The organism is Thioclava sp. 'Guangxiensis', assembly GCF_045348365.1.
Classification (GTDB): Bacteria; Pseudomonadota; Alphaproteobacteria; order Rhodobacterales; family Rhodobacteraceae; genus Thioclava; species Thioclava kandeliae.
In genome coordinates this window covers 482,273-505,690 of sequence record NZ_CP155823.1, presented here as the reverse complement: position 1 = coordinate 505,690, position 23,418 = coordinate 482,273, and the positions used below count along the sequence as shown (strand labels likewise).

17 protein-coding genes and 1 pseudogene are annotated in these 23,418 nt (G+C 62.2%); 13 read left to right on the top strand and 5 right to left on the bottom strand.

The genetic code is table 11. The features are described 5' to 3' along the window. Positions 1 to 84 precede the first annotated feature (84 nt). The 4 genes from nthB to ABEB22_RS15775 all read right to left on the bottom strand — a co-directional run bounded on the left by nthB (position 85) and on the right by ABEB22_RS15775 (position 4,131). The gene (nthB, locus tag ABEB22_RS15790) at positions 85 to 756 is read right to left on the bottom strand and encodes a nitrile hydratase subunit beta (protein WP_339114597.1); all 672 of its coding nucleotides are present in this window, start codon (positions 754 to 756) and stop codon (positions 85 to 87) included. After that, the gene (gene nthA / locus ABEB22_RS15785) at positions 753 to 1,379 is read right to left on the bottom strand and encodes a nitrile hydratase subunit alpha (protein WP_349295366.1); all 627 of its coding nucleotides are present in this window, start codon (positions 1,377 to 1,379) and stop codon (positions 753 to 755) included. The genes nthB and nthA overlap by 4 nt, the downstream gene beginning before the upstream one ends. Positions 1,380 to 1,511: 132 nt before the next feature. Beyond that, positions 1,512 to 3,026, bottom strand: coding sequence for an amidase (locus ABEB22_RS15780; RefSeq protein ID WP_349295365.1), 1,515 nt, complete (start codon positions 3,024 to 3,026; stop codon positions 1,512 to 1,514). A 124-nt stretch (positions 3,027 to 3,150) separates the two neighbouring features. Continuing rightward, positions 3,151 to 4,131 (bottom strand): helix-turn-helix domain-containing protein, encoded by a 981-nt coding sequence (locus ABEB22_RS15775; RefSeq protein WP_339114594.1) that lies wholly within the window; start codon positions 4,129 to 4,131, stop codon positions 3,151 to 3,153. 348 nt (positions 4,132 to 4,479) lie between these two features. On the opposite strand from ABEB22_RS15775, the gene ABEB22_RS15770 reads away from it, so the two are divergent. The 10 genes from ABEB22_RS15770 to ABEB22_RS15725 all read left to right on the top strand — a co-directional run bounded on the left by ABEB22_RS15770 (position 4,480) and on the right by ABEB22_RS15725 (position 16,664). Then, positions 4,480 to 5,679, top strand: a complete 1,200-nt coding sequence (locus ABEB22_RS15770; RefSeq protein WP_349295364.1) for an ABC transporter substrate-binding protein — start codon at positions 4,480 to 4,482, stop codon at positions 5,677 to 5,679. A gap of 66 nt (positions 5,680 to 5,745) precedes the next feature. After that, on the top strand, positions 5,746 to 6,498 hold the full coding sequence (locus tag ABEB22_RS15765) for an ABC transporter ATP-binding protein (protein WP_339114592.1): 753 nt from the start codon (positions 5,746 to 5,748) through the stop codon (positions 6,496 to 6,498). Next, the gene (locus ABEB22_RS15760) at positions 6,495 to 7,235 is read left to right on the top strand and encodes an ABC transporter ATP-binding protein (RefSeq protein ID WP_349295363.1); all 741 of its coding nucleotides are present in this window, start codon (positions 6,495 to 6,497) and stop codon (positions 7,233 to 7,235) included. Before ABEB22_RS15765 ends, ABEB22_RS15760 begins: the two co-directional genes overlap by 4 nt. Before the next feature lies 1 nt (position 7,236). After that, positions 7,237 to 8,157 (top strand): branched-chain amino acid ABC transporter permease, encoded by a 921-nt coding sequence (locus ABEB22_RS15755; protein ID WP_349295362.1) that lies wholly within the window; start codon positions 7,237 to 7,239, stop codon positions 8,155 to 8,157. Positions 8,158 to 8,160: 3 nt separating this feature from the next. After that, positions 8,161 to 9,231, top strand: a complete 1,071-nt coding sequence (locus ABEB22_RS15750) for a branched-chain amino acid ABC transporter permease (protein WP_349295361.1) — start codon at positions 8,161 to 8,163, stop codon at positions 9,229 to 9,231. A gap of 48 nt (positions 9,232 to 9,279) precedes the next feature. Continuing rightward, entirely contained in the window at positions 9,280 to 10,506 is a 1,227-nt protein-coding gene (locus ABEB22_RS15745; protein ID WP_406871167.1) for a hypothetical protein, read from the top strand. 125 nt (positions 10,507 to 10,631) lie between these two features. Continuing rightward, a complete protein-coding gene (locus ABEB22_RS15740; protein ID WP_349295359.1) occupies positions 10,632 to 12,710 on the top strand; it encodes a hydantoinase/oxoprolinase family protein in 2,079 nt (692 codons plus the stop codon). After that, on the top strand, positions 12,703 to 14,484 hold the full coding sequence (locus ABEB22_RS15735) for a hydantoinase B/oxoprolinase family protein (RefSeq protein WP_339114586.1): 1,782 nt from the start codon (positions 12,703 to 12,705) through the stop codon (positions 14,482 to 14,484). Before ABEB22_RS15740 ends, ABEB22_RS15735 begins: the two co-directional genes overlap by 8 nt. Before the next feature lie 45 nt (positions 14,485 to 14,529). After that, complete coding sequence (locus ABEB22_RS15730) at positions 14,530 to 15,471, top strand: D-2-hydroxyacid dehydrogenase family protein (protein WP_349295358.1); 942 nt, start codon at positions 14,530 to 14,532, stop codon at positions 15,469 to 15,471. 254 nt (positions 15,472 to 15,725) lie between these two features. Next, positions 15,726 to 16,664: a helix-turn-helix domain-containing protein gene (locus ABEB22_RS15725; RefSeq protein ID WP_339114584.1), complete on the top strand. Its 939-nt coding sequence runs from the start codon at positions 15,726 to 15,728 to the stop codon at positions 16,662 to 16,664. Between the two features lie 119 nt (positions 16,665 to 16,783). On the opposite strand, the pseudogene ABEB22_RS15720 reads toward ABEB22_RS15725, so the two are convergent. Continuing rightward, positions 16,784 to 17,934: pseudogene (locus tag ABEB22_RS15720) on the bottom strand (MFS transporter). Positions 17,935 to 18,037: 103 nt separating this feature from the next. On the opposite strand from ABEB22_RS15720, the gene ABEB22_RS15715 reads away from it, so the two are divergent. The 3 genes from ABEB22_RS15715 to ggt all read left to right on the top strand — a co-directional run bounded on the left by ABEB22_RS15715 (position 18,038) and on the right by ggt (position 23,045). Then, positions 18,038 to 18,937, top strand: a complete 900-nt coding sequence (locus ABEB22_RS15715) for a LysR family transcriptional regulator (protein WP_349295357.1) — start codon at positions 18,038 to 18,040, stop codon at positions 18,935 to 18,937. A 586-nt stretch (positions 18,938 to 19,523) separates the two neighbouring features. Further along, positions 19,524 to 21,104 (top strand): malate dehydrogenase (quinone), encoded by a 1,581-nt coding sequence (gene mqo, locus ABEB22_RS15710; protein WP_339114581.1) that lies wholly within the window; start codon positions 19,524 to 19,526, stop codon positions 21,102 to 21,104. Positions 21,105 to 21,392: 288 nt separating this feature from the next. Further along, positions 21,393 to 23,045, top strand: coding sequence for a gamma-glutamyltransferase (ggt, locus tag ABEB22_RS15705; RefSeq protein WP_349295356.1), 1,653 nt, complete (start codon positions 21,393 to 21,395; stop codon positions 23,043 to 23,045). The last annotated feature ends 373 nt before the right edge of the window (positions 23,046 to 23,418 follow it).

The following is a 23,418-nucleotide window of genomic DNA, read 5'->3' as shown; positions in this document are numbered from 1 at the left end:
CCGTGTTGGATCGTCTTTTGCTTTTAGTTGCCTGCCTTGCGGGCAGGTTTGGCCCGCGCTTTGCGCGGGATTTCAGGCAGGGGCTCAGAGCGCCTGCATGTAGGGTTCGTAGAGGTCCAGATAGACGGCGCCACGCCCGTCGGCATCGGCTCCCCACAGCTCCTCGGCGTCAAAGCGCACCGAGTAGATCCATTGCGGGTCCTCGCCTGCGCTATGGGCGCGCTGGTCGGCATAGACAAAGGCCTCGCGGGTGGCGGTGATGGTGCCGATCCGGCCGCGCGCATAGGCGGGCAGGCGGGTATGGCCCTTAGGGTGGTTGTTGACCGAGCGGATCTTCTCGCCGATCCCGAATTTGCGAGGCGCGCGGGCTTCGCCGGTGGTGTCGATATAGCCCCGCACGATCTTGCCTAAATCCTCGTTGGGCGGCAGCTCTTTGTTTCGCGCCCATTCGGGCAGCGGCTCGGTCGCCTTACCGGTGCGCAGCTCCTCGCGGGTGGCGATGCCCTTGGCCACAAGAATATCCTCGTAGCTTTCCATCCAGTGCAGGTAATAGGGCGAGGTCAGATAGTGGATGGGTTCGATTTTTTCCATCGCATGGCGCGAGGTATCGGCATTGAACAACCCCGCCACCTGCAACATCAGATTGAGGCCGAAGGCTCCGCGTTCCCAATCGTGGACGAATTTCGGTTCGTTGCCATCGTCAGGGATAACGGGCCCGTAGCCCTGCATGCCGCCGAAATCATGGACGCTGTTCATGAGGCTTCTCCGTCCAGATCCTGCGGAGCCAGCGGAAGACCGGTGCCGATCATGGAATTGCGGGTGACCAACTTCTCGAGCTGTTCGGCGCTCCAGCCTTCGGTGCCTGCGGGGCGCATGGGCAGCACGAAATAGCGCAGCTCGGCATTGCTGTCCCAGACGCGCAGCTCGACATCTTTGGGGATGTCGGTCTTGAATTCGGCCAGGACGGCGCGCGGTTCGATCACGATCCGCGAGCGGTAGGCCGCGGTCTTATACCACATGGGCGGCAGGCCCAAGAGCGGCCACGGGTAGCATGAACAGAGGGTGCAGACGATAACGTTATGGATCTCGGGCGTGTTCTCGCACAGCACGATATGTGATCCCTCCATCCCCGAAAAACCGTATTCCTGAAGCGCGTTGTTCGTGTCGGTTCGCAACCGCGCCAGATAGTCGGGGTCGGTCCATGCGCGCGCCACGATCTTGGCGCCGTTCCTCGGACCCAGCTCATGCTCGAAAATCTCGACAAGAGCATCGACCGCGCCTTCGCGTAGCAGACCTTTTTCGATCATTAGCTGTTCGACGGCGCGGGCGCGCAGGGCAAGCGCATCGGGGGGCATTGTTCCGTGAGTGTGGTCGGACATAAAAACTTCCTGCAATTGGGAGGGCAGGCCCGCGCGGGGCGGGCGTCCATATATCCAAGGCTAGAATGCTTCCGACGGGCCTGCTTTGCCCATCGGGTCAATCGAGTTGATCCGATGGGCCGTTTCCTTGGTTCAGAAGGTCTTCCAGTCGCCCGACTGCTCGAACGCATGGGCAGCGCGGTAGATGGTTTCCTCGTCGAAATGCTTGCCCACCAGCATCATGCCCACCGGCAGACCATCGATCATGCCGCAGGGCACAGACATTGCCGGATGGTGGGTGATGTCGAAGGGATGGGTGATCGCCACCGGCTCGGCGGCATGGCGCACGATCTCGGCGAGGCTCGCATCCGGTCCGGGCAGTTTTTGCGCGGTGGTCGCGGTGGTGGGCATTAGCAGCAGATCGACCTGCGCCAGCTGCGCGTCATAGGCCGCGCGCAGACGGCGGGTGATATTGCGCGCCTTGCCATAGAAGCGGGTGCCATAGCGGTGCGTCATATAATGGCCTGCCATCAGCGCGATCTTTGCGGTGGGCGAGAGGTCATCGGCGGTGCGGCGCCAGCCACGGTAATGGTCCATCATGGAGACCGCATAGAGATCGCGGCGCGAGGCTCCGTAGCCGTCTCCCTCGAACATGGTGGCATAGGCGCCTTGGGTCACGATCGGTTCGAAGATCGAGGGGGCCTGCATATGCATCGGCACCGACACCTCGACAACCTCGGCTCCCAGTGCCTCGAAGCGCTTGGCCGCCTCGCGGACCTTGGCGTTCACAGTCTCATCGGCATAGATGCTCTGGAAGCCTTCGGTCATGATGCCGATCTTCAGGCCGCGGATATTTCCCGTCAGTGCCTTGGTGTATTCCTTCACCTCGGGCGCTTTGATGCGCGGATCATAGCCGTCATCGCCCGCGATCACTTCCAGAAGGAGCGCGTTATCCTCGACAGTGCGGGTCATCGGGCCTGCATGGTCGATCTCGATCTCGATCGGCATGATACCGGTATAGGGCACCAGACCGTGGGTGGGTTTCATGCCGTAGATGCCGCAGAAGGACGAGGGCATACGGATCGAGCCGCCCTGATCGCAACCGATCGACATGTCGACCTCGCCGGTGGCAACGGTCACGGCAGAGCCAGAGGACGAACCGCCCGCCGAATAGCCATGTTTATAGGGGTTATGGACATGGCCCGTGGCATTCGTGAAGGAGCTGCCCGTCATGCACAGCAACTCGCAATGCGCCTTGCCCGCGATCTCGCCGCCCGCATCGAGCATCCGCGTCACGATGGGCGCGTCGAATTCGGGGATATAGCCTTCCAGATGCGGCGTGCCGTTCATCATCGGCACACCGGCCAGCATGATGTTATCCTTGAGCGAGATCTTCTTGCCTTTCAGCTTGCCATTGGCCGCGCCCTTGATGGCGGTTTTCCAATACCAGGCGTTATGGGGGTTTTCCTCGCCGGTCGGACGGTGGCCCATGGTGCGGGCATAAGTCACCTCGGGGATCTCGTCGGGCATCTGCGCGATATCGGTATAGGCCTGAAGGCGCTGGGTGATCTGCTCGTGATACTCGGTCAGTTCGCTTTCCGAGAAGGACAGGCCAAGCGCAGCCGCCGTCTGTTTGAGTTCGTCTTTTGTCGGCGTATGCACAGCCATGGGTCAAATCCCTGTTCTGGTTCTCTCCCCTCTAGCTGTAATGGGATGTTGCGCCCCTATCTTTGTTTTGCGGGCCAATCTATTTTGCCGGTCCGGCCAGTTGGAATTTTGCGCCGCCTGCAGCTTAGCTCGCACGCGCAGCCATCATTGCCTTGGCCGTGATGCCGAACTCGGCTTTGAAGGCACGCGAGAAATGCGAGATATCGCTGAATCCGCACGCCAGAGCGATCTCTGTAATCCGTGCGCCATCGGCCTCGCAGATCATCATGCGGGCGCGTTCGAGACGTTGCGACCAGAGCCAGCGGGTGGGCGTGGTATCTTCATGGGCAAAAAGACGCGCCAGGGTCCGGCGCGAGACACCGAGGTCCTTTACCATCGCATCTATATTCAGGTCGTTATTTTCCAGATTGACGAGAATATGGGATTTGGCCCGGTCGAGGAGTCCCTGATGACGGGCGGAATAATCGGCCCCCAACCCTGTCTGTGTCTCGAAGGCCGCAGTGACCAGATCCACGAGCGATGTTGCAACGCGCCGTGCAGCCGGCGTCTCGCCACATAGATCAAGCCCGAAAGATTCCTCGATCATCTGACCGACCAGCCGCCCGATCGGGGCCGAGGCGGAGATGGTGCGTGCGGTCAGCACTTCGGCCGATGCAAGCCGGTTGGTCAGCAGATGGCGCGGCAGGCGCAGCCAGTACCCGGCATAATCGCCGTTCCAAGCATAGGTGAAAGGTTGGGCGGAATCATAGAGGAGAAATTCTCCCGGACCCTGCACCGCCTCGCGCCCCCCCTGTTTGAGCACGCTCTTGCCGACGGTCACATAGGAGAGGAAGAAACAGTCCGACGGATCGCGCCGCAGCGAGGCGCGATCACGCAACGAGTTTTGCGGCGAGGCCTCTACATGGCTCAGTCCGACCGAACCCAGATCGCGCCGTGTCATCCGCGCATGAAAACTGCTGGCATTGAACCAGTCGGGAAGATCGGTCGCAGCGGGGGAGAAGTGCTGGCACACGACATCGCGCCAGAATGGCAGCCTGTCCTTTGGCGGTAGCCCCTCTGTATCGATGCGAGAGATCCCCTTCCGTTCAGACGCGACAGACAACATGGCTTTCCCCTTTGCCTTTAATCTGGGCGAAACTGACCGGATTCGTCCAAAACAGCACCTGTTTGCGTGGTTGGCAGAGGGCAAAACACCAAAGATGCCTGCATTTGGGGCAGCTTTGCCTGCAGGGGGCAGGTTCTTGTGCATTTGTTAAACATGGAAACCCCGCCCACGCCTAAGCGCCAGGAGGCAGGGCTGTCTTTCTGGGTCATACGAATTGACGCCTGCGGACAGGTCACTCGGAGCGGCGCTGGCTAAGCTTGATCTGCGGTTTGGTGACAAGACCGGCTCTCCCATGCGCCGCTCCCTGCCGCCCAAACAAAAATAAGATATTTCTGACAGGAGATGGTGATGATGAAACAACGCGTGTTGGGTCTGTTGACGACAGGCCTTCTTGGCGCAGGGCTGTTTGGCAGCGCCCATGCCGAAGAGCCGCCGATCAATATCGGGTTCGCCATCGCGCAATCGGGCCGGATGGCGGTGACCGATGCCGATGCCTATCGCTTTGCGCAGATGTGGATCAAACAGCAAAACGAGAAGGGCGGGCTTCTGGGCCGCCAGATTGTTTACGAGACTGCTGACAACAAGACCGATCTGGGCGAGGCCGTGAAGGCGGGCCAGAAGGTTCTGGCCTCCGACCCGGATCTTGTGCTGGTCAGCTGTGATTACGATTTCGGCGCGCCCTCGGCGGTCCAGGTGCAGAAGGCAGGCAAGATCTCGGCCTTCATGTGCGCGGCAGATCCCAAGGCGGGCGTGCTGGGGGTCGGGCCCTTGTCCTTCACCGGCGGCACGGCGGCCCAGCTGGGAGGCGCGGTGATTGCGGATTGGGCGATCAAGGAAAAGGGGCTGAAAACGGCCTTCGTTCTGGAAGACGTGGCTGGCGAAGCACAAAAGTCTGCCTGCGCGGGCTTCAAATGGATGTATGAGAAGGATGGTGGCAAGATTGTAGGCTCCGAGCAGTTCCGCTTCGACGATGCCTCGATTTCGGCGCAGGTCTCGGAAATCAGCAAGAAGATCGCCTCCGACGGGGTACAGACGGTGATGCTTTGCTCGCATCTGGGCGCAGGCGGCGCGGTGCGCCAGATCCGCTCGGCAGGGATCGATCTTCCGCTTCTGGGGCCGGCACTGTTCGACGGTGTCGCATGGACATCCGCTGTGCCCGGTTTGACGAACTTCTTCATTCCGACGCAGGTGGTTATCGAAGGCGATCCGCGCCCCGAGGCGCAGGCGATGACGGATGCGTTCGTGGCTGAATACGGCGAAAAGCCCGCCTCCATGTGGTCCTATCCGATCTATGCGTGGCTACAGCTTTGGGCGAAAGCCGTAGAGACCGCTGGCACAACTGATCCGCAGAAGGTGGTCGATGTGATGAACAGCTTCAAGGACGAGCCGACGGCGCTTGGTCCGCGCACCTTCACGCCGCAACTGCATATCCAGACCTCCGAGCCGATGCAGATCACCGAATTCACCGACGGGCGTCAGAAATTCGTCGAGGAATGGAAGATCGAGGACGCGATCCCGAATTCGGTACTCTATCGCGTCGGTGGCTGATCCACCCTGCCACGGCATCGGTCCGTCTGGGGCCGGTGCCAATGTTACTCTGCAAGGAGCGGTCTCTTGAACGCATCACCCCATCCACCCGCAGCCGATGCGCTGTCGATCTCGTCCGTGACTGTGCGCTTTCAGGGGCTTGCTGCGATCAGTGATTGCACATTGTCGCTTGCCCCGCGCGAGATCGTGGGGCTGGTCGGCCCCAATGGCGCGGGCAAGACCACGCTTGTGAACGTGCTGACGGGCTTCCAGAAACCTACCGAAGGCAGCCTGCATATCGAGGGCCGCGACGCGCTTGGCTGGTCGCCCGCGAAGGTGCGCGGGGCAGGGGTTGCGCGGACCTTCCAGGCGGGGCGGCTTTTCGGGAACCTGAGCGTGCTGGAAAATGCGCAGGTCTCGGCAATTGCCTCGGGCCTCGGCAAACGCGCCGCGCGTGTGCGTGCCGAAGCGATCCTCGAGGAGGTCGGGCTCTCGCAGGCCCATGACCAGCAGGCGGCAAGTCTTCCCTATACCGACCAGCGCCGCCTCGATATCGCCCGCGCCCTGTGCTCGCAGCCCAAATTCATGCTGCTCGACGAACCTGCGGCGGGTATGTCCGATAGCGAATGCGAGGATCTGATGGCCATCATCCGGTCGCTGCCCGAACGCTATGGTTGCGGGGTGCTGCTCATCGAACACAACATGCATGTGGTGATGTCGCTCAGCGACCGGCTGCATGTGCTTGATGGCGGGCGCACGATCATCACCGGCCTGCCCGAAGAGGTCAGCCGCCATGAGGCCTTCCTGAAAGCCTATCTTGGCGAGGAGATCGCGGCATGATCGAGCGGACGGTGTTTCTGGAGGTCAGCGACCTCCATGTGAGTTACGGCCAGATCGCAGCTTTGCGCGGGGTGTCTTTGAAGGTGATGACCGGCGAGACGGTCTGTGTGGTGGGCCCTAATGGCGCGGGAAAATCCACCCTGATGGCGGCGATCGCGGGCGGCGTGAAGGCCACGCGCGGCGCCGTGACGCTGGCGGGCCAGCCGATCCTTGGCAATAAGCCCGAGGAGATCGCGGGGCGGGGGATGTCGCTGGTGCCCGAGGGGCGGCAGATCTTTTCCTCGCTGACCGTGGCAGAGAACCTCAAGCTGGGCGGGATGCTGCAGGGCGATGCTTCCAAGGCGCGCTGGATGATGGGCGAGATGATGGATCTGTTCCCGATCCTGCGTGAGCGTGCCAGTTATCCGGCAGGGCGGCTTTCGGGCGGCGAGCAGCAGATGCTGGCCATTGCCCGCGCGATCATGACCAATCCCGAGATCATCATGATCGACGAGCCATCGCTGGGGCTTGCGCCCAAGATCGTGGATCAGGTCTACGAGATCCTCGCCGAGATCAAGGCGCGGCGCGGCGTGACGCTTCTGATCAACGAACAGAGCTCGGCCCGCGTGCTCAAACATGCCGACCGCATCTATGTGCTGCGCGGCGGGCAGGTGCAGCTTTGTGATGATGCCGCCAATCTGCAGGACGGCGTTGCCATCAAACAGGCCTATTTCGGCTTTGACAGGGAAGGGGTCTGACATGGTACAGGTCTTGCAAACCGCGCTGGATGCGCTGAGCCTCGGCTCGATCTTCGCGCTGGCGGCGCTCGGGGTCGGGCTGTTATTCGGCATCCTGCGGCTGGCCAATATCGCGCATGGCGATTTCATCACGTTGGGGGCCTATTCGCTGATCGTGCCCTTCACCTCGGTCGCGGCCTCGGCCCAGTTGTTCATCGGCGCCTGGCCGTGGTTTTTCGTGATCCCGACGGTGGGTGCGATTGTGGTGCTGGTGGCACTGGTGACCGAGCGGTTCGTCTTCCGCCCCCTGCGCAATGCCTCGGCGCCCACTCTGATGATGGCCTCTTTCACCGTCAGCTATGTGCTGCAGAATGCGATGATGCTGGCCTATGGAAGCCAGGCGCGAGGGGTGGATCTGTGGTATGGTCTGACCCAGCCCATCTATCTGGGAGCGCTGCGGGTGCCGGTGATCCAGCTGATCACCATCGGGGTGACGGCTTTCCTGATGATCTCGCTGAGCCTTTTCCTGAAATATTCGCGCTTCGGTATTCAGGTGCGCGCTGCGGCAGAGGATTTCCGCATGGCGCAATATCTGGGTGTCAAAGCCAACCGCGTCATCGGCGGGGCCTTCGCCATCAGCGGCATGCTGGCGGCCACGGTCGCGCTGCTCTATCTGCCGCAATCGGGCACGGTGAATTACGCATGGGGCTCGCCTCTTGCACTTTATGCCTTTGTTGCGGTGGTCGTGGGCGGCATGGGCTCGCTTGTGGGCGCGGTCGTGGGCGGCTTCCTTCTGGGCATCGCCACCACGTTGTTGCAGGTCTACCTGCCCTCCGATCTCAAGCCCTTCCGTGACGCCTTCGCCTTCGGCTTTGTTATCCTGACGCTGGTCGTGCGGCCCAACGGCCTCTTCCCCAATAAAAACGTGCATAAAAGGGTCTGATCCATGGCGCAAACCGATATGAAATCCTTCCTGCGCAGCCAGTGGACCCCCATCGTGTTGATCGGTGCTCTGGCGATTGTCACAGCCATCGTCTCGCTGGTGGCGGGGCTGGCGGTGCAGACCTTCTGGACCGAGATCCTGATCCGCATCATCCTTGTCACGGGGTTCTATATCTTCATCGGCAATTCCGGCATCTTCGCCTTCGGCCATGCGGCCTTCGCCTGTATCGGGGGCTATGTGGCGGCGTGGCTGTCAATGGATATGATGTTCAAGCAGATCATGCTGTCAGGCCTGCCGGTCTGGGTCCAGAACACCCAGCTGATGCCCTGGATCGCGGCACTGGCAGGCTTTTTGGTCTCGGGAGTGATCGCGGGCATCATCGGCGCGGTGATCGTGCGGCTGTCGGATATCGCGGCGTCTATCGCCACCTTCGCCTTTCTGCTGGTCGTCAACCGGATCTTTTCCAACTGGGATAGTGTCACGGGCGGCGTGGCACCGCTGACCAATATTCCGCAACTGGGCGGCAGCTGGATGAATTTCCTCTTCATGGCGGGGGCCCTGCTGATCGCTTGGGTGTTCCAGAACTCGCGCATCGGGCTGATGCTGCGCGCCTCGCGCGATGACGAGGTGGCGGCGCTGGCCTCGGGCATCTCGGTCTACCGTATGCGTCTGACCGCCTTCGCGATCTCGGGTGCGGTGATGGGGTGTGGCGGGGCGATCTACAGCTTCTTCCTCGGCATCCTGACGGTAGATGTATTCTATATGAGCCTGACCTTCCTGCTGCTGGTCATGCTGGTGGTCGGCGGCGCGGGCAGCCTGACCGGTGTGGTCGTCGGGGTGGTTCTGGTCTCCTGCGTCTCCGAAGTTCTGCGGATGGCCGAGGAGGGGGTCGCCTTGGGCGGTCACCAGATCGCGCTGCCGCTCGGGATGCAGCAGATCGTGTTGGGGATCTTCATGATCTTCGTGCTGATCAACCGTGCCGATGGTCTGACCGGCGGGCGCGAGCTGAAATGGCCGGGGCGGGCGCGCAAATCGGGCGCGGCCGCGCTCGAGCGGACCGAACAGCCGTCCTGAGGCAGTGACTTACCGTAAAGCCCCCGATGCGGATGTATCGGGGGCTTTATGCTGCGCGCGTGGCGCATGCAGCCGGTGGATCTGGCGCAACCGGTCGCGGCAGTGCCACCGCTGCCCCTTAGTCTGGACCGGAACCAAACGGAGGGCAGAGCGATGTCGGTGATGGATGTAACGGACAGGCAGCGTCAGGCGCAGACCCTGCTGGCCGCGGCGGATGATGCTTTGGGGCGGCAGGCCTATGCGCAGGCGCTTGGCCTTTACCGGCAGGTTTTCGGGCTGGGGTTCGAATCCTATCCGATCCATGTGAATGCCGCGCAATGTCTCAAGCGGATGGGCGATCTGGATCTGGCCTTCCAGCATTTCGACCGCGGGTTCCGCATCCGTCGTCGCCCCGATCTCTGGGCGGGTGGCGTCCCCGAAGCCGCCCCGATGACACAAGAGGGCTTCGGCCCCGTTGCCGGTGCGGCGCTGGCCGGGCAGCTTGAATACCTCTCGGACCTTGGCCGGATTGACTGGTTTACCTCCGGAATTGCTGAGGACCTGCGCGGTTGTCGTCTGACAGCCCAGACCGCGAAACTGATGGCTCGGGCAAGCTATCTGCCGCCCGTGACCTTGCCGGAAGAGGTGTTGAACCCCGCGCCCCGGATCCGGCGGGTCGCCCTTTCCGGCGGGGCGGGCGATTGCTTCTATATCCTTGATGATGTGCTCTCGGATGCGGGGCGTCAGGCCGTGCTGGAATATTTGCTGCAGGCCACTATCTGGTTCGATGCCCGCGAAAGCCGTGGCTATCTGGGCGCGCATCTGCATGACGGATTTGCCAATGCGCTGGTGCTGCGTCTGGCGCGCGAGATGCAGGCGACCATTACGCGACTGGCGGCCCCTGTGGATGTCGCGCAGCTTTGGGCCTTCCGCTATCTGCGCGAGTCGCAAGGAATTGATATCCATGCCGATCAGGGGGATTGGAACCTCAATATCTGGCCGGTGGACCATGCCCATTTGCAGGCCGAGGAGGGGGCGGGCGGGATGACGCTTTATGATCTCAAGATCGGGGCCGATATTCCCTTTGCCGAGTATAACGCCCGTCCCGAGCTGAACCGCCAGCGCATCGCGCAGGCGGGCGCGCAAGCCCATCCCGTGCCCTATCGCGGAAATCGCGCGGTGCTTTTCCCGTCGAAATATCTCCATCAGACCAATGCGGCCCGCTTTGCCGATACCCATGAGGGGCGCCGGATCAATATTACCATGATGGCCGATCTGGCCCGTCCGTCCGCCTGACCGTCGCAGTCGGTTTCTCTGTCGCGCCCAGTCGCGCGCAGGGCCTCGGCGGTCCTTAGGATCATCTTATACCAACCACTTACGGGGCCCGCGCCCAAGCGCGATGGCCATGACCTGGAGGCACTATGTATAGAATTTCAGTCGACACCGGAGGCACGTTTACCGATGTCGTGGTTACCGACGAGCAGGGCCGCCTGACGGTCGGCAAATCGCTGACGACCCCCGAGCGAAGCTTCACTGGCCTGTCTAACTCGATCACTAACGCCGCCGATCAACTGGGCATTACGCTGAGCGATCTCTTGGCCCAGACCCGAGTGCTGGTCTACGGGACCACCCGCGCCACCAATGCGATTGTCGAGCGTAAGACCGCTAAGACCGCCCTTCTGGTCACCGAAGGCTTCCCCGATGTGCTGGTCTTCCGCAAGGGCGGCAAGCTGAATGCGCTCGAGATCAATGCCAAGGTCGAGCCGCCCTATATCCCGCGCGCGCTGACCTTCGAGATCCCCGAGCGGATGAATGCCGAAGGCGGTGTCGAGACGGCGCTCGACGAGGCTGCGGCCCGCGCCACGCTGGAGAAACTGGGCCGGATCGGGATCGAGGCGGTGGCCGTGGCCTTCCTGTGGTCGATCTCGAACCCCGCGCATGAGCAGCGTCTGGGCGAGCTGATCGAAGAGATCCTGCCCGGTGTGCCCTATACCCTGTCTTCCGCGCTGAACCCGACGATCCGCGAGTATCCGCGCAGCTCGGCCACGGCGATTGATGCCTCGCTCAAACCGCTGATGCAGCGCCACCTGCGTGACCTCAAGGCCGATCTGGCCGAGGCGGGCTTTGGCGGCGAGCTGCTGATCTCGGCCTCCTCCGGCGGCGTGCTACATATCGATGATGTGGTGCAGAAACCGATCTATATGGCCAAATCCGGCCCCGCGATGGCGCCGCTGGCGGGCATTGCCTATACCAAATCCGAGGCGATGGATGATGATGTGATCATCGTCGATACCGGCGGCACCACTTTCGATGTGTCGCTGATCCGCGACGGCGCGATCAAATACTCGCGCGAGACGTGGCTCGGCACGCCGATGGCCTCGACCATGCTCGGGATGGCGACCGTGGATATCCGCTCGGTCGGTGCGGGCGGCGGCTCGATCGCCTGGGTCGATGCGGGCGGCATGCTGCGGGTAGGTCCGCAATCGGCGGGCTCGGTTCCGGGGCCTGCCTGCTATGGCAAGGGCGGCACATTGCCTACCGTGACCGATGCGGCCGTTGTGCTCGGCTATATCGACCCCGACCGCTTCCTTGGCGGGCGCATGAAGCTCGACAAACCTGCCGCCGAGGCCGCGATGCAGAAGGTCGCAACCCAGCTTGGCAAGTCGATCTGGGATACGGCTGCGGCCATTTTACAGATCTCGTCGGAGATCATGATCAAGGCTATCGAGGATATCACCACCAATGATGGCGTGAATCCCGGTGACAGCACGATCGTGGCCGGTGGCGGCGCGGCGGGGCTGAACCTTCTGTCTATCGCGCGTTCGATGAAGGTGAAAAACGTCATCATCCCGAAAACCGCAGGCGCCATCTCGGCGGCAGGCGGGCAATTCTCGGATATCGCGACCGATTTCTCGACCTCCTGCTATGCCGCCTCGAACGCGTTCGATAGTGCAGGCGTCAAGGAGGCGCTGAACGATCTGCTGGCTAAAAGCAGCGAATTCGAGACCGCGCTACGGGCCAAGGGGGTGGACACCTTCCGTCACCAGCTGTTTGTCGAGGCGCGCTATGCCCGCCAGCAATGGGAGCTGGAGGTGGAGCTGCCTGTGGATTGGGCGCAGGGCTGTGACGATATCGATCTGCTCGAGACCAAATTCGCCGAGCAATACGAACGCCTTTACCATGTGAACCGCAAGGGCACCGTGATGGAGGCCATCAACTGGCGTTTGCGTGTGGCGGCTGTTCTGCCCTCGCCGCAGGTCACATGGCCCGCCCCCGAAGGGCAGGTTCTGGACAGCCGCGAGAACGAGGCCTTCTTCCGCGAGGGCGGCCATACCAAAACACCGGTGATCAATGGCACGACCATCCCGCTGGGCTACAAGATCGCGGGTCCGATGATCATCGAAGAGCCCACTACCACCATCGTGGTCGAGCCGGGCATGACCGGTCACCTTTCGGCCCAAGGCAATTATGTATTCGAATTCGGAGGTTCCCATGGCTAAGGACTTTGTCGAACAGGATTTCGATCCGGTAGATCTGGCGATCATGGGCAACCGCCTTGATGCGATCGTGCGGGAGATGACCTCGACGGTGATCCTCACCGCGAATTCCTCGGTAATCGGGATGGCACGGGATTTCTCCTGCTCTATCCTGTCGGCGGATCACGACATCATCGGGGTGGCCGAGGCGCTGCCGGTCCATGCGTTCGGCTCGAACCTGCAGGGTCAGGCGATGGCCGATTACCATCCCGACTTCAGGGAGGGCGACGCCTTCCTCAATAACGACCCCTATAACGGCAATACTCATGCCGCCGACCACACGATCCTCGTGCCGGTCTTCTGGGAGGGCGAGCATCTTTTCACCACGGTGGTGAAATGCCATCAGGCCGATTGCGGCAACTCGGTGCCCACCACCTATTTCGCAGCGGCGACCGATGTCTATAACGAGGGCGCGCTGGTCTTCCCGATGGTGCAGCTGCAGCGCGATTACGAGGATAATGCCGATATTGTGCGCATGTGCAAAGCGCGGATCCGCGTGCCGGACCAATGGTATGGCGATCTGAAATCCGCCATTGCGGCCGCCCGCACCGGTGAGAAATCGCTGCATAAATTCGCCGAGAAATTCGGTAAGGACCGCGTGAAGGCCTTCGTGAAGGCATGGCTCGACTATTCCGAGCGTCGGGCGGCTGCGGCAATTGCCAACCTGCCGAAAGCGACGCTGGAGCGGCGCGGGCGGCTGGATGCGCTGGGGGGCTTCCTGCCCGATGGGGTGGAGGTATTCGTTAAGATCACTATCGACCCCGAGGCGCAGAAGGCCATTGTCGATCTGCGCGACAATATCGATTGCGTCGATGCGGGGGTGAACCTGTGTCAGGCGACCGCCACGGGTATGGCGATCACGGGCATCGTCAATTGTCTCGAGCATGACCTGCCGCTCAATTCCGGCACGTTCCGCCGGATCGAGGTTCTGTTGCGTGAGAATTGCGTGGTGGGCATCCCGAAATTCCCGCATTCGGCCTCGACGGCCACAACGCTTCTTGCCGACGTGATCTGTAACACGGCGCAAAGCTCGATTGCCGAGCTGGGCGACGGGTTCGGCCTGTCGGAGAGCAATATGTTCCTCGGCGTCTCGACGGGGGTAATCTCGGGCAAGGACGAGCGCGACGGCAATGCCGATTACGTCAACCAGCTGTTCCTGATGGGCGGCGGTGGTCCGGCCTCCAGCTCGGCCGACGGGCTCGACACCTTCACGGTGATCGCGGGCGCGGGCCTGTGCTATCGCGACAGTATCGAGATTTCGGAACAGCGCCTGCCATTGATCGTGAAGTCGATGAAGCTCTTGCCGGGCACGGCAGGGGCAGGGCGCCAGCGCGGGGGCGTTGCCACACGCACCGAGTTCGGTCCGCGCGGCAACGAGATGGTCGTGATGCAGGTGACCAATGGTGTGGCCACCGGCCCGCGCGGAGTGCAGGGTGGGCATGACGCCTATCCGGGTGCCAATATCAAGATCCATGCCGACGGGCGCGAGGAAGTCCTTCCGGGCTATCTGCATACCGTGCTGAAACCGGGCGAGACGATCGTCGGTCTCGATAGCGGCGGCGGCGGTTACGGTGCGCCTGAAACCCGCGACCCCGCGCTTGTGCTGGCCGATGTGGCCGAGGGCTACGAGACGGTAGAGCGTGCGCGTGATGTGTACCGTGTGGCCGTGCTGGTGGATGCCGAGGGCTTCGCCACGGGGATCGACACCGAGGCCACCGCAAAGCTGCGCGCGGCCTGACCCAACAGGGGCGGCGCAGGCCGCCCCTTCTTTATGGAAGGACAAATGATGAAGCTGGCCATTCTTGATGATTACCAGTCGGTTGCTTTGACGATGGCCGATTGGTCCACCATCCGCGCCCAGGCCGAAATCACTGTATTCACCGATCATCTGGAGGATCGCGCGGCCCTCATCGAACGGCTCCGGCCCTTCGATATCATCTGTGTGATGCGCGAGCGCACGATGTTTGATGCGGAACTTCTGGCAGCACTACCGAAGCTGCGGTTCATCGCGTCGAATTCGGCGGCCAATGCCGCCATCGATGCGGAGGCGGCTGCAGCGCGCGGCATTACCCTGACCCATACCGACTATCTGCTATATGGCACGACCGAGCTGACCTGGGGCCTGATCCTTGCCGCCACACGTCGTCTGCCGCAGGAAATCAACAACCTGCGTGCAGGCCGCTGGCAGGAACATATCGGGCAGGATATCCATGGCCGCCGGTTGGGCATCGTGGGTCTGGGGAATTTCGGCAAGGCGGTGGCCAAGGTCGGGCAGGCCTTCGGGATGGAGGTCATCGCGTGGAGCCAGAACCTCGATCCGGCCCATGCTGCGGAATTCGGGGTTCAGGCCGTTGACAAGGAAACCCTTTTTGCCACGTCGGATATCATCTCCGTCCATATGAAGCTTAGCGCGCGGAGCCATCACATGATCGGGGCGGGCGAGCTTGCGCTGATGAAGGAGACGGCATGGCTGATCAACGCCTCGCGCGGTCCTCTGGTGGATGAGGCAGCCCTGATCGCGGCCTTGAAGGCGGAGCGGATCGGTGGGGCGGGGCTCGATACGTTCGATCATGAGCCGCTTGCGATCGATCATCCGTTCCGGACCCTGCCGAATGTGGTTGCCACTCCGCATATCGGTTTTGTGACCGAAGATACCTACCGGCTATTCTACGGCCAGATGGTTCAAAAGATTGAACTTTGGTTGCGCGAGACTTGCCCTGTCTAGGGTCTGTTTCGCGAATCCGTGGCCATTGCGGTGCCGCTGATTGTTCAAAGGGTGCCTTATTTTCGGGCATAATCCCAGTAACTGCTATTTCTTCGGCGCTCGCTCTGTTTCCGGCCCCTTGGAGGGCCGGATTTACATAAAGACATCCTCTCAAGCGCCCGTTTCTTTGGCACGATGCGGATGGGAAGGCCGCATGTTCGAGGCTCTTCGAGCGGTTTTCCGACCGCGGGCCGCGCTTCACAGGAAAGGTGGATATGAGCTTTATTTTCCAGACCGATGATTGCTTGACCGGCGACAAGTTCGACTACTGGCAGAACATGATCAGCCAGCATCATGTGGCGGTCGTTTCACCTTTCGAGGGCGCGGATGGGTTCCGTGGCTGGATGAAGATCAACGATTGGGGCGGGCTGCAATTCTCGGATACGAAATTCTCGCCGATCGCCTATAGCCACGGCGTCAACGAGATGCGCCATTCCGCACATGATGATTTCTTCTGCGTGCTGGCTCTGGATAGCGGTGGATCTTTTGTCAACAACACCAGCGCTTTCGAATTCAAGGCCAACGATATCGTGGTCTATGACACCGACCAGATCTATTCGATCCGCTTTCCGAAAGATGCGCGGACGATCACCTTGCGCATTCCGCGCCCGCTGATGACCAGCAGGATCAAGGATGCGGACCGGCAATTCGCCATCCATCTGGACGGGCAGAACCCCCTTGCGCGGCTGGCGGCGGGGCTGATGCTGAATGTCAACGACCTGACGGATCTACCGGATGCACAGAAATGCCGCGAGGCGGAGGGGCCGATCCTGGATATTCTCTCGCTTGCGGTGAGGGATCTGCACGAGGACCAGAGCCGCCCGACTGCGGGGCAGGCCGCGATGCTGAGCCGGATCAAGCGCGAGCTGATGGGCCAGCTGGACGACAGCGATCTATCGGTTGTCGGTATTGCCATGGCCAATGGCATCTCGCCGCGCACTCTGAACCGGCTTTTTGCATCCGAGGGCACAACGGTCATGCGCTGGGTCTGGTCGCAGCGCCTTGCGGCGAGCTACCGTGCGATGTCGGACGGGTCGGTCCGGCAGGTCACCGAAGCGGCCTTCCGCTTCGGCTTCAAGGACAGTTCGCATTTCGCGCGCGCCTTCAAGAAGGAATTCAATATTACGCCCAGCCAGTTGCTCACCCGTTGCTAAGGTCGCGTTCGCGCGGGCGTCGGGCGCTGAAAAACCCTCCGATGCGCGCGGCTGAGGGGCGGCCCGCAAGGCTGATGGTCCCGCATGTATGACCGCCCCTCTGGGAGGGATGGCTCTGTTCAGGCGGAGGCGGGCGCACCGCTCGGTTGGCGTTTTGTCAGGACAAGCACGAGGGGAAGGGCAAAGACGATGGCGCTTGCCACCGGAATGACCGGATAGTCGAAGCCCATCCGCAGCACAGCCGCCCCTACCAGAGCACCAAGCCCGTTGCCGAGGTTGAACGCGCCGATATTAACCGATGAGGCAAGGCTGGGAGCATCCGCGGCGGGCGCATCTGCATTGTGGGCACCAGCGCGAAACACAGGCCGCCCCAGATGAAGAGAAGGACAAGCACGGTAATCAGATGTTGGCTCAGCAGGCTCAGCGCTGCCAGAAGGACGATCAGGGCGACCAGTACCGAGATCAGCGTGACCCTGAGCGAGCGATCGGCCGCGATACCGCCAAGATGGTTGCCGACCGTCATGCCGAGCCCCACGATGACAAGGGCCAGCGTGATCAGGCCTGCCGACGCTCCCAGCGTATTCCGCAGCATGGGGGCGACATAGGTGAAGACAGTGAACTGTCCGGTGGAGGTCAGCACCGTAAGCCCGAGGGCGGCCAGAACGGGGCGGCGCATCATGACGGCCAGCTCCGCTTTGGGGCTACCGCCTCTCGGAGCGGGCAGATGCGGGAGCGCCTTCAGGAGCGCCAACGCTGTCAGCACGCCAAGGCCGGAAATCAACACGAACGGCAGGCGCCAGCTGGTAGCCTCGCCCAGCCACGTCATCGCGGGCACACCTGCCACATTGGCGACTGTCAGCCCCATAAAGACCGCCGCGACCGCACCCGCCTGACGGTCGGGAGCCACGAGGCTTGCCGCAACCAGCGAACCGACGCCGAAGAACGTGCCCTGACATAGGGCGGTGATCACCCTCGCGCCGAGAATGATGCCGTAATCCGGGGCTGCGGCGGCCAGAAGGTTTCCGACCGCCAACACTAGCGCCAGCAGGATCAGCAGCCGGTTCCGCGCCATGCCCGCCGCCGCCAATGTGACTGCGGGGGCAAAGACCATAACGCCGAACGCATAGGCTGTCACAATGAGGCCGGCGGAGGGAATGTCGACATTCAGGTCATTGGCGATGGTGGGGAGGAGCCCCATCGGCGAGAATTCGGTCAGCCCGATGGCAAAAGACCCGAGAGTTAGCGCTGCGAGCGCCGGATTGAACCGCATGGCCCGTCTCCTGGTTTTGGAAAGAATAGCCCGCAGACTGGACGGGAACGGAGACGGGGGGTAGGTTGCCTGATCGCAACTCTTTTTTGCCCGGGAGGCAAAGATGGCACCTTTACCGGACCGCCTTCGCGAGATGGAGGTTTTCATCACGGTGCTTGATGAAGGCAGCTTCTCCGCCGCGGCGCAGGTGCTCGCGCTGACGGCTTCGGGCGTGTCCCGCACGATCGACCGGCTCGAGGCGCGGCTGGCGGTGAGATTGCTCATCCGCTCGACCCGCGCCCTCCGGCTGACATCCGAGGGCGAGGCTTTCGCATATTCGGCGCGGCGCATCCTGAGCGCGGTGGATCAGGCCGAAGAGCAACTGGGCGCGGGGCAGTGCCCCTCGGGGCTGTTACGCGTCTCGGCGGCGGTCTCGCACGGGCGTCTCAAGATCGTCCCGCTCCTTGGCGAATTCTCGCGGATCTATCCTGCGATCCGGCTCGATATGACGCTGACCGATCTGCTCGAGGACCCTGCGACGGGACGGACAGATGTGGCGATCCGCTTTGGGAAGCTGTCCGACAGTTCGCTGATCGCGCGCAAGCTGGCGGACGAGCCGATGATCACCGTCGCGGCCCCCGCTTATATCGCGACGCGTGGCACTCCGCGCCATCCGGATGACCTGCGCCAGCATGACTGTCTTCTGTTCAGCTTCGATCCGGGGCGTGCGCGGTGGGCTTTCGATACACCCGAAGGGCCTCGGATCATACAGGTCGGCGGCAAGTTCCGCGCCAATAGCGGCGAGGCTCTGGGGATGCTGGCGGTCTCGGGCCTGGGTGTGGCGCGGGTGGCGCGCTTTGCGGTCGAGGAAGATCTGGCCGAGGGGCGGTTATGCGAAATCCTGCAGGACTATCCGGTGCCCGAAACCCATCACGTGCACGCGCTGTTTCTGGGGGGTCCGACACTACCTGCGCGGGTGCGGGTCTTTGTGGACTTTCTCGTCGACAGGTTGCGGGCAGGTTAGGGCTTTTGGCATGCGCGCGGCACCGGCGGGCAACAGGGCGCGCCCGTGCGCCGTGGGATGCCGGTCCGGAATCCCGACCATCGGGTGGGTCGGGAGGTCTGTCGGGGCAGCGGTGCGCATTGCCAATCGCCGGCCTGCACCCGGAGTTTCGGTATGCAATTGCATGCGACAATCTGTTCCATTGAATGCCCCGCGCGCTGGCTGCATCTCTGCCTCTCCGGTTTGATTCGTCCATGAACCATCTTTGCTGGTTAGTTTTTCAGACCAGTTTAATAATCGGCCTCGCGTTAGCGGTCACATCCGCGAGTGCGACACCCTGCCGCAGTGCCAGTTTGGGTTGAGAGCTACCCCCTGAGCGCATGGCTGCCCTGCAGCATTGATGCGTTTTGCATCGCTCTTTGCCCCTATGTTGCGTGGTAATTACTAAATAAAATGTAGATATCACATAGCTTTAAGGTCAAGTCCTTGCGTTCCCTCACATTTTTGTTCGCTTGCTCCCTTTTACGTGATGCTGCAACGCGGCGGTTGCATCCTTCCGCTAAATTCCTAGGTTCGCCGCTATAGATCCGCGAAGGGGGCGGTCATCATGGATTTCAAAAACAAAACCGCAGACCGTTCGGTCGACGTACTCCTTGTTGGCGGCGGTATCATGAGCGCGACGCTTGGCGTTTTGCTGCATGAGCTGGAGCCCGAATGGACAATTGAACTGACCGAGCGTCTTGATGAGGTCGCATCCGAAAGCTCCAACGGCTGGAACAATGCCGGCACGGGCCATTCGGCGTTATGCGAGCTGAATTATACGCCGGAGGCAGAGGACGGGTCGATCAATATCGACAAGGCGCTCTCGATCAACGAGCAGTTCCAGATTTCGCGCCAGTTCTGGGCTCACCAGGTCCGTCAGGGCGTGCTGAGCAATCCGCGCTCCTTCATCAACCGCACCCCCCATATGAGTTTTGTCTGGGGCGAGAAGAATGTCAGCTTCCTGCGCAAGCGCTACGAGGCGCTGATCCGCAGCCCGCTTTTCGCAGGAATGAAATTCTCGACCGATCATGCCGAGATCGCCAAATGGTCGCCGCTGATGACCGAGGGCCTCGATCCCGACGAGCAGGTCGCCGCGACCTGGGCCCCGCAGGGCACCGATGTGGATTACGGCGAGATCACCCGCCAGTATATCCGTTTCCTCGCCAGCAGCCCGCGCTTCCAGCTCAAGACCGGCCGGACCGTAACCGGTGTTCACCGTCGCCCCGATGGTGGCTGGCGTGTGGTCTGCACCAACTCGCGCGGTGGTGACAAACAGATCGTGGATGCGAAATTCGTGTTTCTCGGGGCAGGGGGCGGTGCGCTGCCGCTCTTGCAGATGTCGGGCATTCCCGAAGCGCGCCAATATGCGGGCTTCCCCGTGGGCGGCTCGTTCCTCGTCTGCGAGAACCCCGAGGTTGTGAACAGGCATAATGTTAAGGTCTATGGTAAAGCCTCGACCGGCGCTCCGCCGATGTCGGTGCCCCATCTCGACCGCCGCGTGATCGACGGCAAGGACATGCTGCTGTTCGGCCCCTTCGCGACCTTCTCGACGAAATTCCTGAAGGAAGGGTCGTTCTGGGATCTGCCCTCGACCATCACCCGCCGCAATCTCGTGCCGATGATGCAGGTCGGTGTGCATAACTTCAATCTGGTGGAATATCTGGCTGGTCAGCTGATGCTGTCGGACAAGGACCGGATGAAGGCGCTGCGGGCCTATTTCCCGCAGGCGCGTGACGAGGACTGGCGCCTGTGGCAGGCCGGTCAGCGGGTGCAGATCATCAAGAAAGACCCCGAGAATGGCGGCCAGCTGAAGCTGGGCACCGAAATCGTGGCCTGCGAGGACCGCTCGATCGCGGCGCTTCTGGGCGCCTCGCCGGGGGCCTCGACCGCCGCGCCGATCATGCTCAAACTGCTCGATCAGGTCTTCCCCGAGCGGGTTGCGAGCGAGACTTGGCAGGCCAAGCTGCGCGAGATCGTTCCGAGCTACGGGCAGTCCCTGCAGGAAAACCCGGATCTGATTGCCAGCGAATGGGCGGAAACGGGCAAGGTGCTGGAGCTGCTCGATGCGCCTGTCGAGGATATCCGTAGCTTCATCGACCAGTTCCTGCTCTCGCCCGAGGCAACGCTGAAAACCGAAGCCGCGTAAAATCCGGCGTGTATGACGTGAGGACAGGGCCCGTTTTCGGGCCCTGTTTTGCATGGACGTGCAGAAGACACAGACACATGCCTAATTCCTGGCATCGCAGGGCCCCTGTCTGTGCGGATTGCCGCAAATCGGCATTTCCCGCTTTTGTCCAGGGGATGACGCATTAGGCTGGGGGAAGGAATCTTCACCCAAGCAGCCGTCTGCGCGGAATGTCAGTCGATATGCGGCGCGCTGCCTATCCTCCGCCTGTTGCCTGCCTCACCGCGACTACCCGAAAAGAGACCCGATATGTCCGTCCAGAGCCCTTCCCTGCCGTTCATCTGCCGCAAGACTCCCGCCCAAAGCACGCAGGGCATGGTGGTGACCAACCATCCGCTGGGCTCCGTGGCGGGCCACGAGATGCTGGCCTCGGGCGGGAATGCGGTGGATGCTGCAGTGGCGGCCCTTCTGGCGCTGACCGTGGTCGAACCGATGATGGTGGGGATTGCGGGGGGCGGGGTGGCCCATCTCTATACGCCCGGGGACGGCCACCAGATCTATGATTGCCTCTCGCAGGCGCCTGCGGCGGCCGCGCCCGACATGTATGAGCCGGTCTCCGATAGCCTGCCCGATTACATGCAGACAAAGGATCGGCATAATATGATCGGGCCTTCCTCGGTTGCCAGTCCCGGCAATCTCCTGGGCTGGTGCAGGATGCATGACGCCCATGGTGCGCTGCCCTTCGAGGATGTGATCGCGCCCGCGATCCGTTATGCCGCGCGCGGGTTTGCCGCTACCAGCTATCTGGCCTCCAATATCGCCCGTCATGCCGGGGATCTGGCACTCGATCCGGTGATCTCGGCGATTTTCCTGCCGGACGGACGGCCCGCCACAATGGGGCAGAAGATCGTGCAGGCGGACTATGCCGAGAGCCTCAGGCTGATTGCCAAAGAGGGGGCCGGTGCGCTGCATGGGGGATCTCTGGGGCAGGCGCTGATCGACCGGATCGGTGATCAGGGCCGCCTGTCGATGGAAGATCTCACCGGCTATGACGTGCGCGAACGGACCGCGATCAAAGGCAGCTATCGTGGCTTTGAGATCGTCGGACCGCCGCCGCCTGCCTCGTCGGGGGTGCATGTGGCGCAGATGCTCAACATGCTCGAAACCGTTGATATGGCGGGGATGGGGTTCGATAATCCCGAACGCCTGCATCTTCTGGCCGAGACGATCCGCATCGCCTTCGAGGATCGCCGCGCGGCCTCGGGTGACCCTGATTTCGTGGATATTCCGGTCGAGAAGCTGATCTCCAAAGCCTATGCGCAGGACTGTCTGGCGCGTATGCGCGCGACAGGCGGGGCAGAGACCCATCTGCCGACCTATGAGAGCCAGAACACCACCCATATCACCGTGGCCGATCGCGACGGGCGGATCGTCTGCGCGACCCATACGATCAACGGGCTCTTCGGGGCGCGTTTCATGGTGCCCGGAACCGGCATCATCCCCAATAACTACATGCTGAATTTCGATCCCCATCCGGGCAAGGCCCTGTCGATTGCGCCGTGCAAACGGGTGCCCACCTCGATGGCACCGATGATCGTGGCGAAAGACGGCAAGCCCGCCTTTGCGCTGGGGCTGCCGGGGGCGGTCAGGATTTTCCCTTCGGCCATGCAATCCATCGTCAACATGATCGATTTCGCGATGAGCCCGCAACAAGCGGTCGAGGCGCCGCGGATCTGGACGGAGGGCGCGCATGTCGAGCTGGAGCCCGATTACGCCCATCACAAGCCCGCCCTCGAGGCGATGGGCCATGAGGTGCAGATCGTGCCTCATATCGGCGGCGGGATGAATATGGTGGCCTTTGGCGCGGCGATGATGACGGGGGCGGCCTGTTGGCGCGCCGATGGCACGGTCTCGGCTTTGGGGGGCGGGTTGGCAGGCGAAGGTATAGCCTTCCATATCTGACCTTCGCTCTCCTCGGCCATGTCACAGGCAACGGAGGTGCCCGGGCTCCGTTGCATCCATCCGGATCCGCGCGCCTGAGCCCGATGATCGCGTTGCGATGGGACATGCGCGGCTGTCCCTACCACGGCGTTCAGTATGCGCGAAGGCGGCGACTGGCCCGGCGCCGGGCCACGAGAACGGGAGCAAGCCGCGATGCGGAAAAGCATTTCCATCGGTCTGGATATTCTCGAGGCAACGCGGCGGGCGGGCGATTGCCGAGAGCGCACGGGCAGGCCCGCGCCGCGCCGTGCGTCTTCGAACATGTGTCGAGGCTGGGATCCGGCGGCCGCAATCGGTGCTTTCTGTTACAGAGCCGCGATCCGTCCGAACGGGC